Origin of the sequence: Peribacillus sp. YIM B13481 (genome assembly GCF_042787985.1) — a bacterium.
Taxonomy (GTDB): domain Bacteria; phylum Bacillota; class Bacilli; order Bacillales; family DSM-1321; genus Peribacillus; species Peribacillus simplex_A.
Genome location: NZ_JBHZPE010000019.1, coordinates 1 through 14,342, shown reverse-complemented (window position 1 = coordinate 14,342; position 14,342 = coordinate 1). Strand labels below are relative to the sequence as shown.

The window sequence follows — 14,342 nt, the reverse complement described above, 5'->3', positions numbered from 1 at the left end:
TACTCGTTAGGGATATTACCTATATTTGCTGAAGTGTGGATTTCATTATTTATCTGCCGTATAAGACATTATAACAATGAGATTATTGCTTGGAAGTTGTCTTCACGGAAGGGATTTACATCTTGTGTTGGATAGATTAAATTCAGTAACAGAAAAAAGAAATGTGTACAGAACCATTCTCCATTCGGATCAAGGGTTTCAGTACACATCTCCCGCCTATCATAAGCAATTAGCACAACTGGGTGTTATTGGAAGCCCCCTTCGTAAGGGAAACTGTCATTTATAATGCTTGTATTGAATCAGAATGTATTTTTTTAAATCAATTTGAATCTGAAAATAACGACAAGCAGCCATTGTGAACGATTCCAAAAAAGACTCTGCCACCTCGCACCGATAGAATATCGATGCCAGATGGCAACTTAGCCTTTTTAGTTGTCTGTTTTACAGGGGTAACTTCAAAACCATTAAAGATTTCAGCTTTTTTCATCTTGCTGACGAAACTTATACACACACTACAACTTGTCTGGAAAAAATGCCTTTCCTTGCTACACAACGATCAGCAATTTCAAATCCTGCTTCTTCAATCATATGATCCATCGTGTCAATCGTAACGACAACGACCTTGTCAGCAAAGCCCCTCGAATGTTTAAGGATCGATAGCTGATCTTCCGGCGTCGCATGCGTATATAAATTGTAAGGCATATCGATAATCGCTACATCATATTTACTGGTGACCTCCGAAATCGGACCTGTAGTTACATCACCTTCGAGTCCGAAATAGGCAATGTTCTCCCTGGAACCGTCAGTAACAAGTGGGTTGATATCTCGGCCAACAATATTTATCCCCATTGATAGTGCTTCCACCAATACCGTTCCAATTCCGCAGCATGGATCAATGGCCTTCACTCCATCTGGATGTGGAACGGCTATGTTGGCAATGGCCCTCGCCACTCGTGTGCTAAGTGCTGTTGAATATTCACGCGGCTTTTTCATATGATGTAACCAAACCGCTTCAGGTTTTACATACTTCCCAAAATACCAACGGCCGCCTAGGGTTACTATTCCATAGACCTGATCAGGATTTCTCACATCGGCATTCCCCTGAATGTGCCAGCCAATCTCCCGTTCAATTTCACGCTGTCCATCATAATCTATTTTTTCTTCTTTATTAAGATCATTAATTTTTACGAATAACACTTTGAACGTCGAATCAGGCAATTTTATATCCTTCACTTGCTCAACAATTTCGGATATGCTATCCCCTTCAAACATGACATCGACCCGTCCTTTTATAAAGGGACTTCTGCTCGGTTCAATTTTTATATCACTTTTTAATATATTTTCTGAAGCCTCAAAGCCAAAGAACGAGCGCATTTCCATTTTAGATAATGAGCGTTCGTCAGGGCTGCACGTAAAGGTGTATATATATGCCGGTATACGGCTTTGATTAGTCAATCCATTCCCATCCTTCATTTACTATAGATTATATCTTTCTATCAAACATAGCTGTAATAGGATGGAAAAGCAAATGGAATCGTGCAGAAAAAACAACAGGAATGCTTTTCTTTCAACACTCCCGTTATTTTTCCCCATTTCCAATCACAATTTTCAAAGTTAAAGTATGGGAATCATTAATCTAATTTATGCAGCCGACCCTTTATATACTTTGCGCGGCTCTCTATGAATTTCAGGATAAAATCAGGCTCATTATCAAAAGTTTTCTTATTATCCTTGATATATGGATCTTTTGAAACATAAGGACTTATTTGATCATGCATTCCCTGAATGATGGGTTTCATATGCTTAACGTTAAACCGGGTGTTCAAAATCCCCTTTAGGAGTCTTTGGTATCGAACACGAAATGCCCTTACATCAAGGATTCTAGCAGTCAATGTATTGAATCCCTCGATTCCCACATAATCCTCTTCCATCACTTTTCCGTTAACATCCCTGCCCCATGTCGCATCATAATCCCATGGAATCATTTCAAAGAGTCCAGTATCTCCATTTCGATACAGGGCATAGTTGTGAACAAACCCATCATAGTTTTGCGTGAATATGACACCAGCCAGCCAGCGCAGGTACTTTTCCACATCGAGATAATTTACGATTTCCCTTTCAAAATCCGCCCTTGAAATTGTATTGATTTGGATAATCAATTCTTGTAAATATAATTCATCCTTTGCTGACCCGCATTTTTTTTGATATCCCATTTCCAATGATTTTTTGATTCCTTTATCCAAATCACTCATCAATGAAAAATTTGCATCACCGTCCACTGCATAGAAAATTGATCCCTTAGGAAGATCCCTATTCTTCAAATAAAATTCATCCACTGATTCCAATTCTAGATATATTCCCTCGTCCTTCCCGTTCAGATTCAGGAAAACAAACTGGGATTTCGGTGATAAAGTCCCGATATCCGCAAAAAAGTCTAAAGATAATTTATTTCTTAGTAAAGATTTATCCTTATACTCAGCATTTAAATGAACTTCCTTAGCATTCCTAAAAGTATTAGGTTTATAAAAGACTACATTATAAGACTTTTTCTGGAAACCGCGGATATGTGAGCCACGGTAAACAATATCAATATCCAATTTTTTTCTGTTAATGGTTAACTTTGCAGGTAAAGGATCATTGCACCATATATCCCTGCGAAGTTCCTTTAAATTTACAGGTGGAATAAAAAGCTGATATACAGGCAGCTTCTGGTCATTATTCATATAACCCTTCCCTTTCACTTTCCTATTAAATTATGGGAAAAAGCGAAGGACGTCACAAAAAAACAACTCTTTTTTTCAAAAAAGTTGTGCGTTTATCATTAGCACATTACGTACAAGCCGAATAGTCTAACGTATAGAAAGGAGGATATATAAATATGTCAAACATCATTCGTGATATACAAAATGCGGTGGATAGAGCCAATTCCTTCGGGTTAAGCGATTTCATGTTTAATGACCCACGTTCAAATTGCCGTTCTTCACGTAAAAGAAACAAAAAAAGACGGTCCACTTGCTGGAAAAGGTCCACTTCCGGCACACGATGGGGATCTTGCTGGAAACGGAGATCTACATGCAGCACGCAAAGGCGCACTAGCAGAAATCGGAGATCTACATGCAACACGCAAAGGCGCACTAGCAGAAATCGGAGATCCACATGCAGCGCGCAAATTCGCACTAGCAGAAATCGGAGATCCACATGCAGCGCGCAAAGGCGCACTAGCAGAAATCGGAGATCCACATGCCGAAACCAAAGGCGCACTAGCAGAAATCGGAGATCTACATGCAGAAACCAAAGGCGTACTAGCAGAAATCGGAGATCTTCTAACCACGGCAGCGGCAACAAGAAATGGAATTGGAGCTTCTAGTTTCATCATCCCTTTCATGTATTTTAATAATTTATAAGACAAAGAGGTGTTTACATCAACGCCTCTTTTTTATATCCTGAAAACGAAAATTGAATGATTTTTTAATCCTCAAAAAAGGATCCTATCGGTTTCACATACCGGTAGGATCCTTCCATTTTCCCTTATTTGACGGAGACCAATTCGAACTGTGCATACACATCCTTCAGTCCTGCTTGAATGGCTTGACCAGCTTTTCCACGATAATACTTTTGTACACGATCAATCAATTCTTCGATACCATCTTTCAGGCAATACCCTCGCAGCAGGTGACGAATGAATTCCCTGCCATGTTCTGTAGCAAGTGTACAGGAAGCCTCGACAATGACACCATGTTTAAAATCAAGTTCTACCGTGATCGTGATGGAATCATATATATTTCTCGCTGCCATCCCTTGTGGAAGTTTTGCATGCCCTGCAATAAAGTATGTGTTCATCATCTGATCTCCTCTATCTATAATTAATGTACGGAAATTTGCTCGAAGGGCCATGCAGGCAATTGCTTGCGAAGCGCTTTATCTTGTCTGTAGCCAAGAGCGTATTCACCCTGCATTACAGTATGAATCTCACGGGTTCCTTCGTAAATGACCGGAGCCTTTGAATTCCGGAGAAAACGTTCGACTGGATATTCATCCGAGTAGCCATAGGCACCATGAATTTGAACAGCATCATTGGCCACTTCGTTAGCAGCATTACATGATATCCACTTGGCAAGTGATGTTTCCTTCGTATTCCTTTTTCCTTGATTTTTTAAGGTACCCGCTTTAAAGACCAGCAATCTTGAAATCTCTAAATTTGCGGTCATCTTGGCAATCATCTGTTGAACGAGCTGATGCCTGCCAATCTCTTTTCCGAAGGTACTTCGTTCATGACAATACTTCAAGCTTGCTTCAAGGCTTGCTTCAATTAACCCTACAGCACCTGCGGCCACTGTAAACCGGCCGCTGTCCAATGCCGACATGGAGATTTTAAAGCCCTCACCTTCTTCACCAAGCCTATTCTCCACCGGAACTTTTACATCCGTTAAAAAGACTTCGCCTGTATTCCCCGCACGGATTCCTAATTTCCCTTTAATGGCTTTCGACTCCACTCCCTCAAAAGTCCGTTCCACTATAAAAGCGGTAATTCCCCTTGAGCCGGCATCATGATCCGTCTTGGCGAAAATAAGGAAATGATCTGCATAATCACAGAGCGAAATCCAAGTTTTTGATCCATTCAGGATATAATGGTCCCCAACACGTTTTGCAGTTGATTTCATTGACGCTACATCAGATCCTGCATTCGGTTCAGTCAGCCCAAAAGCGCCAATCTTGGTCCCTTTTGCTTGAGGAACTAAGTATTTCCGTTTTTGTTCTTCCGTCCCCCATTGCAGCAGGGTCATGCTATTCAACCCTGTATGTACAGAAACTGCGGTTCGGTAAGCCGTATCGCCTCGCTCCAGTTCTTCACAAACGATGGCCAGGGTATTATAATCCATTCCGACTCCACCGTACTCTTCTGGTATACAAACGCCCATCAACTGCAATTCCGCTAATCTTTTTAAAATATGTGGCTGGAATTGACCCTGCCTATCCCACTCTTGAATATATGGGGTAATTTCCCTATCCACGAATTTCCTTACCACTTTCTTTACACTTTGCTGCTCTTCTGTTAATTCGAAATTCATCATTAAAATTCCTCCTAAATAATTTTATTTTCCTTGAATTTGCTTATTTGGTCTGGACTATATCCAATTTCAGCCAAAATGGAATCGGTATGCTCACCATACAACGGCGGATGCTTTCTCATCGTAACCGGCGTTTTCGAAAGGTTCAGGGGCGATCCCGTCACTCTAAGATTTTCAATTGTCGGATGTTCCATGTTCACCAACATGCCTCTTGCGATGATTTGTGGATCCTCGAACATCTCTGCGATATCATTAATCGGACCATTGGGTATCCCTGCATCATCAAACAGCCTTTTCCATTCTTTCTTTGTCTTTCCTCTCAACGAATCCTCTATAATCCGTATTAATTCTTCCTTGTTTTGCAAACGTTTTTCATTATGCTTAAACTGTTCCTGCTCGGCTAAATCAGGTCTGCCTAAAACGGTTGTGAATCTCCTGAACTGATCATCATTTCCTACAGCCACGACAAGCTCCCCATCCCTTGTCCGGAACGTCTGGTATGGAACGATATTGGGATGTTGGTTTCCCATTCGTTCAGGGGTCAAGCCACTGAATAAATAGTTGCTGGCAACATTCACCAATGAAGAAACCTGACAATCCATTAACGAAATATCAATTTCCTGTCCTTCCCCCTCTTTATCCCTATGATGTAAAGCGGATAGAATGCCAATGCCTGTATACAAACCAGTCAATATGTCAGCTATGGCCACTCCGACCTTCACGGGGCTTCCATTTTTTTCTCCTGTGATGCTCATCAAACCACTCATTGCTTGAATGATATAATCATAGCCAGGCAAATCTTTATAAGGACCGGTTAAACCAAATCCCGTAATCGAGGCCATGATCAATTTAGGGTTAATTTCCTTTAAATCTTCATAACCTAACCCCATTTTTTCCAATGTACCCGTCTTAAAATTTTGAATCACTATATCCCCTGAAGACACTAATTTCTGGAAAATCTCTTTCCCTTGTTCAGATTTTAAATTCAAGGTCATGCTTTGCTTATTTCGATTGGCACATAAATAGTAAGCGCTTTCTCCTTGGGCGAATGGCGGACCCCACCCTCTCGTTTCATCACCTGATTCATGATGCTCAATTTTAATTACCTCCGCACCCAAATCACCGAGAATCATTGAACAGAACGGTCCCGCCAAAACACGGGATACATCGATAATCCTGACTCCTTCCAAAGCTCCATTCATATCATCACCTCTTTCAAACTGTCAGGATACACAAAAAAGAGCCAGTAAAACCAACAATGTCATACATTGATGTTTCACTGACCCTTATCCACGAACTGTCTTCCTGCAAAGGAAGATCAAGTGAACCAAGTCAATTTTTATGAATTCCAGATTTATGACAAGCCGGCCATGCAACAAGGTAACTTGTTGTCATCGGTTTGGTAAATTAAGTATAGTTTCATTTTTTGAATTTTGCAATAACTTTGTTTGGGTGTTTTTATTACTTCCACTGAAATACTCTTTAGCATACTTCCCGTTTAATATAAAAATACTTCCAGGACTCCCTCAAGCTAAAGTAATTGGAATTGCCTTTATTCGTGAGGCATGTGATGATTGGATATACATAACTGTCTATATTTAAAATGAGAATTTTCCATACAATCAATTATCGGTCGACAGACAAGGAAAGATTCAAAGGGAGATGGCAATATGGTCAATAAAAAAAAGGAAATAATCGAAGCGATCAAGAAATACCCAACCATTATCATTCACCGCCATGTTAATCCGGACCCCGATGCATTGGGATCACAAATCGGCTTACAACGGCTTTTGAAGCACTCATACCCTGCCAAGGAAGTTTTTGTGGTTGGCGAAGAAGTGGATAGGCTTTTATTCATTGGTGAAATGGATGTCATTACCGATAAAAAATACAAAGGGGCCTTAGTGATTGTTTGTGATACTGCCAACCTTTCACGGATAAGTGATTCCCGCTATGATCACGGGGACCTGCTGATCAAAATTGACCACCACCCCGAGTATGAACAATTCGGTGACCTTTCTTGGGTCGACCCTTCTTATAGCTCTGCAAGTGAAATGCTTGTTGATTTATTTTTGCAATTTCCAGAAGACTTTATCATGAATAAAGAAGCAGCTAAATCATTTTATGCAGGAATTCTAGGTGATACAGGGAATTTCATGAATGGGAATACCACTCCTAGGACATTAAAAATGGTTTCGCACTTAAGAACTTATAATTTTCAGCCAGAAAGAATCCATAACTGGCTTAATATAAAGTCGAAAAACTCTTCAAGACTTCAAAAAGACATTCTCATGAGCTTCAAGGTAACCGATAAAGGGGTAGCTTACTTCATTATTACGGAGGATCTGTTAAATATGTATGGAATAGATCGAATCGAAGCTTCGAATTTAGTAAATACTCTATCAAGTGTAAGGGGAAACAAAATCTGGGCTTTCTTCATCGAATATCCTTCTGAAATCCGTGTCAGGATTCGTTCACGGAGTATTCCCATCGCTTCTGTCGCACGTCAATTCAATGGAGGAGGACATTCACTGGCGTCAGGTGCTACCATCCATTCCTGGGAAGAGGTTGATCATGTTATTCAGGCATTGGATCGAGTCTGTCCATAATACAGGAGTTCATGACAGTGCCGTGTTTATATGTATAATCATCTTCTCAGGCCATTATAACGGATTAATCCGACCTAAACTAGATTTTTTCGACCTTTACCGGAATACAAAAAACACGCCCAAGCCTGGATGGCTGAGGCGCTTTCTCATTACAATTTACTTGGACACTTTTTCAAGAGTTGATAGATCGATCATGCCTTTTATATCACTGCTAGGAATATAACCGGCTTCTTTGCTTATGTCAGCCATTTCCTGGATGACTTGCTCATTAACTTCAGTTGTCACTTCCAAGCGTGAAAATGCTGAAGCCACTTCTTCTTTACTTAATTCTTTTCCAGTCAGTTCCTTCAAATGCTTAATAACCAGTTTTTGGCTTTCTTCAGGGTTGTCCTGTATAAACTTCACCGCTTTTTCATGCGCTTTCAAATAGGAAGCAGCGAGCCCCTTTTTATCCAAGAACTTCTGGCTTGCAGCCACTACCGTATTAGGTGAATCTTTTCCCCATGCAAATTGATCCCAGTCAAGCACTAACTTTCCTTTTGCCTGGTTTTCCAATACATACCCCCATGGTTCCTGGGTAGCAGCTGCATCGACTGATTTTTGGACAAAGAGAGCGGTTGTGTCAGCAGGGGCTGTCGCATACAACTCAACTGTTCCCCCATTTGTAGTCGGTTTTAAGTCAACATCTTGAAGGGCTTTCCTAAGCATGACATCCTGTGTGCTCCCAATGACGGGAATCGCTACTTTTTTACCGTCCAAATCTTTTAAATCCGTTACCTTGCTGTTCTCACTGGCCACAAGAACGGCACCGCCATTAACAGCGCCAGAGATCAGATGGTATTCAGGGTTTTTCACGTAAAAGTTAAGCAATGGACCAGGTCCAACCGTTCCGACATCAATAGCGTTTGTAGCCATTGCTTCCATGAATAATCCGCCATTGGCCACTGTTTTGGTTTCAATCTTAACATCTTTACCGAACTCTTCTTCAAAAAAGCCTTTTTCAAGTGCAATGATCGTTGCACTGTGAGTTAAATTAGGAAAATATCCAATTTTCACAGTTTGTTTACCAGAGCCTTTTTCCTCTTCTTTACTGGTGGATTGTGTGCATCCGCTTACTATTCCGATTAACAATACGGACATAATAAGGGCAAAAAATGATTTTTTCAGCATATTTCCCTCTCCTTTTACACTATAATCTTATTAATCTACCGTTGGTTTACTCCCCATTTCAGTTGAACATTACGCTCTAGGCGTGAGAAGACAACATTATCCACAATTGTTCCAATGATTGCGATAATGATCATTACGGAGATCACCAAATCCATTTGTCCAAGTGATCTGCCCATTTCCAGCAACTGTCCAAGACCGCCGCCACCGCCAAGTAATTCACCTGCCATCAATGCACGCCAAGAAAATGCCCATGCAATTCGCAGCCCGGATATAATTTGTGGAACAGATGCTGGTAAAATTACGGTACGTAGAAAATGAAAACCGGTTGATCCATATGTTTTGGCAACCCGTTGATACAGCTGGGGCACATTCCGGAATCCACTTGTTGCATTAACTGTCATCGTCCAAGTTGCGCCGATCGTGACGATAAAGAGAATTGAAAAATCATTCAATCCAAACCAAATTATTGCCAAAGGGAACCAAACGATACTCGGGATGGATTGTAAAGCAGTCACTACGAATCCAAGCGTATCCTCAACCAGTTTAAAGCGCCAAATGAAATATCCTAAGATTAGACCTATTATAATGGCAATCGTGAAGCCGATTAGGATACGGCCAAGGCTTTTTCCGATGGCTTCGGTTATTTGTCCGCTTACTAGTCCATTAAACAGAGTTTCCAACACTTGAGTCAGGCTGGGAAACATGAAGTCCGGAAGACTGGAAAGTCTAGATGTGACTTCCCATATCCCCGCTATCATCGCGATGAATATGATTCGTCTTAAAGCTGTAATCATTCCCCATTTCCTCCTTCAGCACTTTTTCAATTTCCTCCTGCAAGATCGATAGAACCCTTTGTTCAGTATGCAAAGTTACACTATCCGGCATAACTCCATCTTTCATGGAAGGGACGGAAATCGTCTCTTTAATTTTCCCGGGACGGGTTGCAAAGACGATAATTTTTTCGGAAAGCTGAACAGCCTCACGAATATTATGGGTAACGAAAAAAATGGTCACTTTAGTTTTTCTCCAGATTTCGAGCAGCTCTTTATGCAAGACCATCCTCGTTTGCTCATCAAGAGCAGAAAATGGTTCATCCATCAACAGGATATCAGGTTCCATCACCAGCGCTCTTGCGATGGCTACCCTCTGTTTCATCCCCCCCGAGAGTTGATGTGGATAGGAGTCAACATATCTGCTGAGGTGAACCATTTTTAAAATGTCCAATGCTTTGGCTTTAGCCTCTTCTTTGGGAATCTTCTTTAACTTCAATCCGTATGTAACATTTTCAAGAACCGTCAACCAAGGAAATAACCCAGCCTCTTGAAACACTACAACCCGCTCCGGACCTGGCTTAATCACCTTTTTTCCAGCTACACGTATTTCACCTTTATCAGCCTTATCAAGGCCGGCAATTAGATAAAGGAGTGTCGATTTGCCACATCCTGAAGGTCCGACGATCGAAACGAAGCTTCCTTTCTCGACCTCTATATTAATCTCATCGAGCACCTTTATGCTTTCTTTCTTTTCATTCGAAAAACTTTTTTCAATGCCATCTATTGTTAAATACATAAAGTCACCCCACTTTTATATCGCACCGATTAACTAAACATTATTTCTTAATAATGATTAATCCAATGGTTTTTGTCAACAATAAAAATGCAAAAATTCTAATTTATCGGTATCTTTCTATCAAACTGTCAATATATTGATAAATATTCCAATTTTACATAAAGGTTCATATAAACAAATTCCATTCAACAAATAAAAAACCTGAGCCCTTTTCAAGGGTTCAGGCTGATTTTTCAGTATCCAATTTCGTGCCTTCATTTCAGTTAAGTTAACCGAGGTCTCCGCTCCATTCAGTAACTTAAAAAATCCTGCTTCCATACAATTTATCCTTCATCTTTTGCGTCCTTTCATGCAGTGGCTTTTTCAATATGATGCCAAAGCTGAGCGTGATTATTAAATAGAGGAATAAGATGAATATATCATTGCCAGCGACACTCCAGGTTATCCCTCCAACTGATTCACGAAGTAAACCAACGGCATAGGTAAACGGCAGGAAGGGGTTGATATATTGGAAAAATGGCGGTGTTACTTGAATGGGGAAGGTACCTCCCGAGCCTGATATTTGAAGCACCATCAGAACTACGCTTATTCCCTTCCCAACATTTCCCAGAACCGAGACGAAGGTGTAGACCATTAAAGTAAATACTGTACTTATCAAGACGGAGAACATGACGTACTCGAATTTATTTACTGCATATACATCAATCAGAAAAAGGTTACCGATGGAAACGGCTAATGCCTGCATCAATCCAATGATGAAGAATATAAGGTACCTGCCAATATAAATTTGATATGGACTGTAACCCTTTTGTGTGACGCTCACGCTAAGCATGGAAATCAATATTGTCCCACCCACCCAGAGGGAAAGTGCCGTGAAGAAGGGGGACATGGCAGATCCATAGTTCGGAATGGGAAATAAACTGTGTTTATTGAGCAATACTGGCTCCGAGAAAAAGTCACTTTCCTGTTCAATATCATTCTTTAGAAAATCAATCACTTCTTCCATATTATAAGATTTATCGATTTCTCTCATTTTAGAAGCCAGAGCCTTGATTTTTCCCTCGATCTCCGGAAATTTATCCTGTAACTTATCGATATCTCCCGTACGAGTTACTAACGTTCGATTCGTCTCATTCAACAATGTCTTCACTTCAGGAAGAGCTTGGCTTCCCTCCTCAAGCATACGCTGGGCATTCTGTAATATAGTATCCGTTTCAGCCCAGATTTCATTGAATTTTGGTCCTGTCTCCTTTGAAAAGGTATCCTGGAAGCTTCCCAAGACTTCATCATTATTTTCACCAAGATTTCTAAGTGAGTCGAAGGAATGGTCATTCAGTGCTTGAAGTTGACCCGAAGCATTATCCCTTAAACCATCCACTAGATTTATTTCTGGCTGAAGGCGGTTTTTTTCACTAAATTGATTGACGCTCACCAATAAGTTATACATACTGTCCAAAAGATATAACTCTTTATTTATCCTCGTTCTCCCTTGTTCAACTAGCTGATTCCCCTCATTATCGGGCAAATCCTGATCCGCTAACCTATTTGCAAGCACTAAAATCGATTCATTATCACTCCTGATGCTCGCAATATCATTTTTCAAGAGTGGATGGATTTCGGCAAATGCCTGCTTGGTTGAGTCTACATAATTAGAAACACCTGACACCAATTTGTCTTTCTGTGATGTTAAACCTTCTATTGAATCCAGACCATCATTGACCATTTTAATGATTTCTTCTGCTCTTTTCACATGTGTTTGTACGATTTTCAGATTTTGTTCAAGCTCCGGAAGTTCTCCCTCTAATAAATACACCATATTCTTCATTTTCTGAATTGTCGGCAACTCATTTTGCAAGGTGATTCCCAGTTCATTAAAGATTGCAAGAATACTCCCGCTAGCTGATTTGATAAAGCTTTTGCTCACATTTCCCACAATGCTGTTGGCCCCCGCTGCCGTAATTTTAGGAGCAATGGAATTGATTTTTTCATTCACATAATAATCAATCTCCGCTTTAATAGGGTCATCGGTCATGATTGTCGCAATATGCTCCGAAAAATTCTCTGGAATGATGATGGATGCGTAATAATCCCCCTTTTCCACTTTTGCTAACGCCTCTTTTTGAGTTGTGAATCTCCAGCCCAAATCTTTGTTTCCCTTTAACCCCTCTATGACTTCCTTGCCTATGTTTACGGCTTCGCCATTTAACTCCGCACCTTTATCATTATTTGAAACACCGACAAGGATTCCTTCCGTATTTGCATATGGGTCCCATGATGCAACAATATTAAACCACGCATAAATGGATGGGATGAACATAAGAAACACAACAACAATACAAATAAAGAAATTTTTATAAATGCATTTTAAATCGTCAATGAATATCTCCCGAATATTACTCAAAACATACCCCCGTGCAAAAAGTATTTTGATACTATTATTCGAAAAATGTTCTAAATCAATACTAAGTAAACATATCCATGGATTTTCGACACCAAATAAAAAGAAGCAAGTAACGATATGCTACTTGCTTCCTATTTCACTTATTTTGAATGCCTGATTTATAAGGAAGTACGTTTCATAATTATGTTGATTTTTTCGAAACACACAGTGATTATACTGATTCAGGAATGCATATTGAAACAGTGAACGAAATAAAAAAATGCTAGGCCGAAAACTATAGGGTCCCGTTTATTGAAAAGGGACATGTAAACTGGTATACCTCATTTTTAATAGTTGATCAAATTAATTACAAAAAAAACCAATTAGTTTCCCTACCTATTTTTGACTTATGCCTTCGTTCAGGAAGAAAACCAATCCTTATTAAAGAATCGCTCCCTTTATGGAATATTTAAAATATGGCCACGATCCTAAAAAACTTAATTCTTCTTCAACTTTCGCACCCAAATTACAGAATAATGGGCTTGCTGTAAAAACATACTATTACAAACGAACTGTCGGGATTTTTAAAAGGGAGAAATAGCCATGCCAGGATCTGTTGAAATCATCTTTCGAACCTTTACAGCTTTTATTTTATTATGGGTATTTGTCCATCTGCTCGGTAAACAGACGATTGCCCAAAGGACCTATCACCTTTATATCGCTTCAATTACGATGGGGACAATTGCAGGCAATCTAGCATTCAATATTAAAATTAAATTCTTGTATTTTATCCTTGCAATGATTATTATGGGTGCCGTCGTTTTTATACTGAATCTTGTAGCGGTTCGAAATCCGCGCTTCGGAAAATGGATTGCTGGAGAACCTGTTGCCTTAATTCAGAAAGGACAGATTCTTGAGGAGTCCATGCAGCGAATGGGGTATTCACTGGATTCTCTTAAACAGGCTTTGCGGGGCAAGGATATCTTCCATTTTGATGAAGTGGAATGTGCCATATTAGAGATAAATGGCTCACTTTCTGTATTAAAAAAAACACAATACCAAAATACCACCAAACAGGATTTGGCTATACGGTCCTCAGCTGGAACTATACCGATAGAGATGGTCTATGATGGGAAGATCCTATACGAAAACTTATCCAAACAAACCTACGATGACGAATGGTTAATGGCTGAACTTAAAAAAAGAAACCTTTCTGTTATTGACATCTCTTATGCTGTTGTAGGGACAAAAGGAAATTTGTCTATTGATTTGATTTGGGATCAATCAAGGGAATGATCTTTAGCATTTCAGTAAGTATCATAATCAGTATTAAAAATAAATTCGGGTATGGAAAGAAAAAGTGGTTTTTCCAGAAGGAAAAACCACTCAGACTGTAGACAAACTCGATGAAAATCGAGTTTGTCTATTTTTTATGAGTTGTACAATTTGGCCGTTGATTGGAACGTAGGGCACTCGCTTTCCGCGGGCGGTCGGGGAGCCTCCTCGGCTTTCGCCTGCGGGGTCTCCCCTAGACGCGCTTTTCCC

General features: G+C 40.1%; 12 protein-coding genes and 1 pseudogene. 4 read left to right on the top strand and 9 right to left on the bottom strand.

All coding sequences use genetic code 11. From position 1 onward, the window contains the following. Positions 1–501 precede the first annotated feature (501 nt). Together ACFX4X_RS12805 and ACFX4X_RS12800 are read right to left on the bottom strand one after the other, a co-directional pair. On the bottom strand, positions 502–1,473 hold the full coding sequence (locus ACFX4X_RS12805) for a TRM11 family SAM-dependent methyltransferase (protein ID WP_377383909.1): 972 nt from the start codon (positions 1,471–1,473) through the stop codon (positions 502–504). Between the two features lie 158 nt (positions 1,474–1,631). Then, the gene (locus ACFX4X_RS12800; protein WP_377383907.1) at positions 1,632–2,723 is read right to left on the bottom strand and encodes a CotH kinase family protein; all 1,092 of its coding nucleotides are present in this window, start codon (positions 2,721–2,723) and stop codon (positions 1,632–1,634) included. Between the two features lie 155 nt (positions 2,724–2,878). On the opposite strand from ACFX4X_RS12800, the pseudogene ACFX4X_RS12795 reads away from it, so the two are divergent. Together ACFX4X_RS12795 and ACFX4X_RS12790 are read left to right on the top strand one after the other, a co-directional pair. Further along, positions 2,879–2,932: pseudogene (locus ACFX4X_RS12795) on the top strand (hypothetical protein); the annotation flags it as partial. 22 nt (positions 2,933–2,954) lie between these two features. Continuing rightward, positions 2,955–3,404: a hypothetical protein gene (locus tag ACFX4X_RS12790; protein WP_377384013.1), complete on the top strand. Its 450-nt coding sequence runs from the start codon at positions 2,955–2,957 to the stop codon at positions 3,402–3,404. Between the two features lie 124 nt (positions 3,405–3,528). Here the strand turns inward: ACFX4X_RS12790 and ACFX4X_RS12785 are convergent, their stop codons facing one another. Genes ACFX4X_RS12785 through ACFX4X_RS12775 form a run of 3 tightly spaced genes read right to left on the bottom strand, consistent with a single transcriptional unit; the run spans position 3,529 to position 6,271 of the window. Continuing rightward, complete coding sequence (locus ACFX4X_RS12785) at positions 3,529–3,840, bottom strand: DUF3870 domain-containing protein (protein WP_061462142.1); 312 nt, start codon at positions 3,838–3,840, stop codon at positions 3,529–3,531. 23 nt (positions 3,841–3,863) lie between these two features. Next, on the bottom strand, positions 3,864–5,069 hold the full coding sequence (locus ACFX4X_RS12780; protein WP_377384002.1) for an acyl-CoA dehydrogenase family protein: 1,206 nt from the start codon (positions 5,067–5,069) through the stop codon (positions 3,864–3,866). 14 nt (positions 5,070–5,083) lie between these two features. Continuing rightward, positions 5,084–6,271, bottom strand: coding sequence for a CaiB/BaiF CoA transferase family protein (locus ACFX4X_RS12775; protein WP_377383904.1), 1,188 nt, complete (start codon positions 6,269–6,271; stop codon positions 5,084–5,086). A 468-nt stretch (positions 6,272–6,739) separates the two neighbouring features. Between ACFX4X_RS12775 and ACFX4X_RS12770 the strand changes: the two genes are divergently transcribed. After that, positions 6,740–7,678, top strand: coding sequence for a DHH family phosphoesterase (locus tag ACFX4X_RS12770; RefSeq protein ID WP_284471433.1), 939 nt, complete (start codon positions 6,740–6,742; stop codon positions 7,676–7,678). 156 nt (positions 7,679–7,834) lie between these two features. On the opposite strand, the gene ACFX4X_RS12765 is transcribed toward ACFX4X_RS12770, so the two are convergent. From ACFX4X_RS12765 to ACFX4X_RS12750, 4 genes are all read right to left on the bottom strand, one after another. Next, a complete protein-coding gene (locus ACFX4X_RS12765; protein WP_377383901.1) occupies positions 7,835–8,848 on the bottom strand; it encodes an aliphatic sulfonate ABC transporter substrate-binding protein in 1,014 nt (337 codons plus the stop codon). Between the two features lie 35 nt (positions 8,849–8,883). Continuing rightward, positions 8,884–9,642, bottom strand: a complete 759-nt coding sequence (locus tag ACFX4X_RS12760) for an ABC transporter permease (RefSeq protein WP_061462138.1) — start codon at positions 9,640–9,642, stop codon at positions 8,884–8,886. Beyond that, positions 9,575–10,417: an ABC transporter ATP-binding protein gene (locus ACFX4X_RS12755; RefSeq protein WP_284471435.1), complete on the bottom strand. Its 843-nt coding sequence runs from the start codon at positions 10,415–10,417 to the stop codon at positions 9,575–9,577. The genes ACFX4X_RS12760 and ACFX4X_RS12755 overlap by 68 nt, the downstream gene beginning before the upstream one ends. A gap of 298 nt (positions 10,418–10,715) precedes the next feature. Beyond that, the gene (locus tag ACFX4X_RS12750) at positions 10,716–12,818 is read right to left on the bottom strand and encodes a YhgE/Pip domain-containing protein (protein WP_377383897.1); all 2,103 of its coding nucleotides are present in this window, start codon (positions 12,816–12,818) and stop codon (positions 10,716–10,718) included. 582 nt (positions 12,819–13,400) lie between these two features. On the opposite strand from ACFX4X_RS12750, the gene ACFX4X_RS12745 reads away from it, so the two are divergent. Beyond that, positions 13,401–14,093, top strand: a complete 693-nt coding sequence (locus tag ACFX4X_RS12745; protein WP_377383895.1) for a DUF421 domain-containing protein — start codon at positions 13,401–13,403, stop codon at positions 14,091–14,093. The last annotated feature ends 249 nt before the right edge of the window (positions 14,094–14,342 follow it).

Excerpts from the sequence above, each read along its gene's own strand:
- ACFX4X_RS12785 (WP_061462142.1), bottom strand. The coding sequence starts at position 3,840 with ATGAACACATACTTTATTGCAGGGCATGCAAAACTTCCACAAGGGATG.
- ACFX4X_RS12760 (WP_061462138.1), bottom strand. The coding sequence starts at position 9,642 with ATGATTACAGCTTTAAGACGAATCATATTCATCGCGATGATAGCGGGG.
- ACFX4X_RS12770 (WP_284471433.1), top strand. The coding sequence starts at position 6,740 with ATGGTCAATAAAAAAAAGGAAATAATCGAAGCGATCAAGAAATACCCA.
- ACFX4X_RS12775 (WP_377383904.1), bottom strand. The coding sequence starts at position 6,271 with ATGAATGGAGCTTTGGAAGGAGTCAGGATTATCGATGTATCCCGTGTT.
- ACFX4X_RS12745 (WP_377383895.1), top strand. The coding sequence starts at position 13,401 with ATGCCAGGATCTGTTGAAATCATCTTTCGAACCTTTACAGCTTTTATT.
- ACFX4X_RS12790 (WP_377384013.1), top strand. The coding sequence starts at position 2,955 with ATGACCCACGTTCAAATTGCCGTTCTTCACGTAAAAGAAACAAAAAAA.
- ACFX4X_RS12755 (WP_284471435.1), bottom strand. The coding sequence starts at position 10,417 with ATGTATTTAACAATAGATGGCATTGAAAAAAGTTTTTCGAATGAAAAG.
- ACFX4X_RS12805 (WP_377383909.1), bottom strand. The coding sequence starts at position 1,473 with ATGAAGGATGGGAATGGATTGACTAATCAAAGCCGTATACCGGCATAT.
- ACFX4X_RS12780 (WP_377384002.1), bottom strand. The coding sequence starts at position 5,069 with ATGAATTTCGAATTAACAGAAGAGCAGCAAAGTGTAAAGAAAGTGGTA.
- ACFX4X_RS12765 (WP_377383901.1), bottom strand. The coding sequence starts at position 8,848 with ATGCTGAAAAAATCATTTTTTGCCCTTATTATGTCCGTATTGTTAATC.
- ACFX4X_RS12800 (WP_377383907.1), bottom strand. The coding sequence starts at position 2,723 with ATGAATAATGACCAGAAGCTGCCTGTATATCAGCTTTTTATTCCACCT.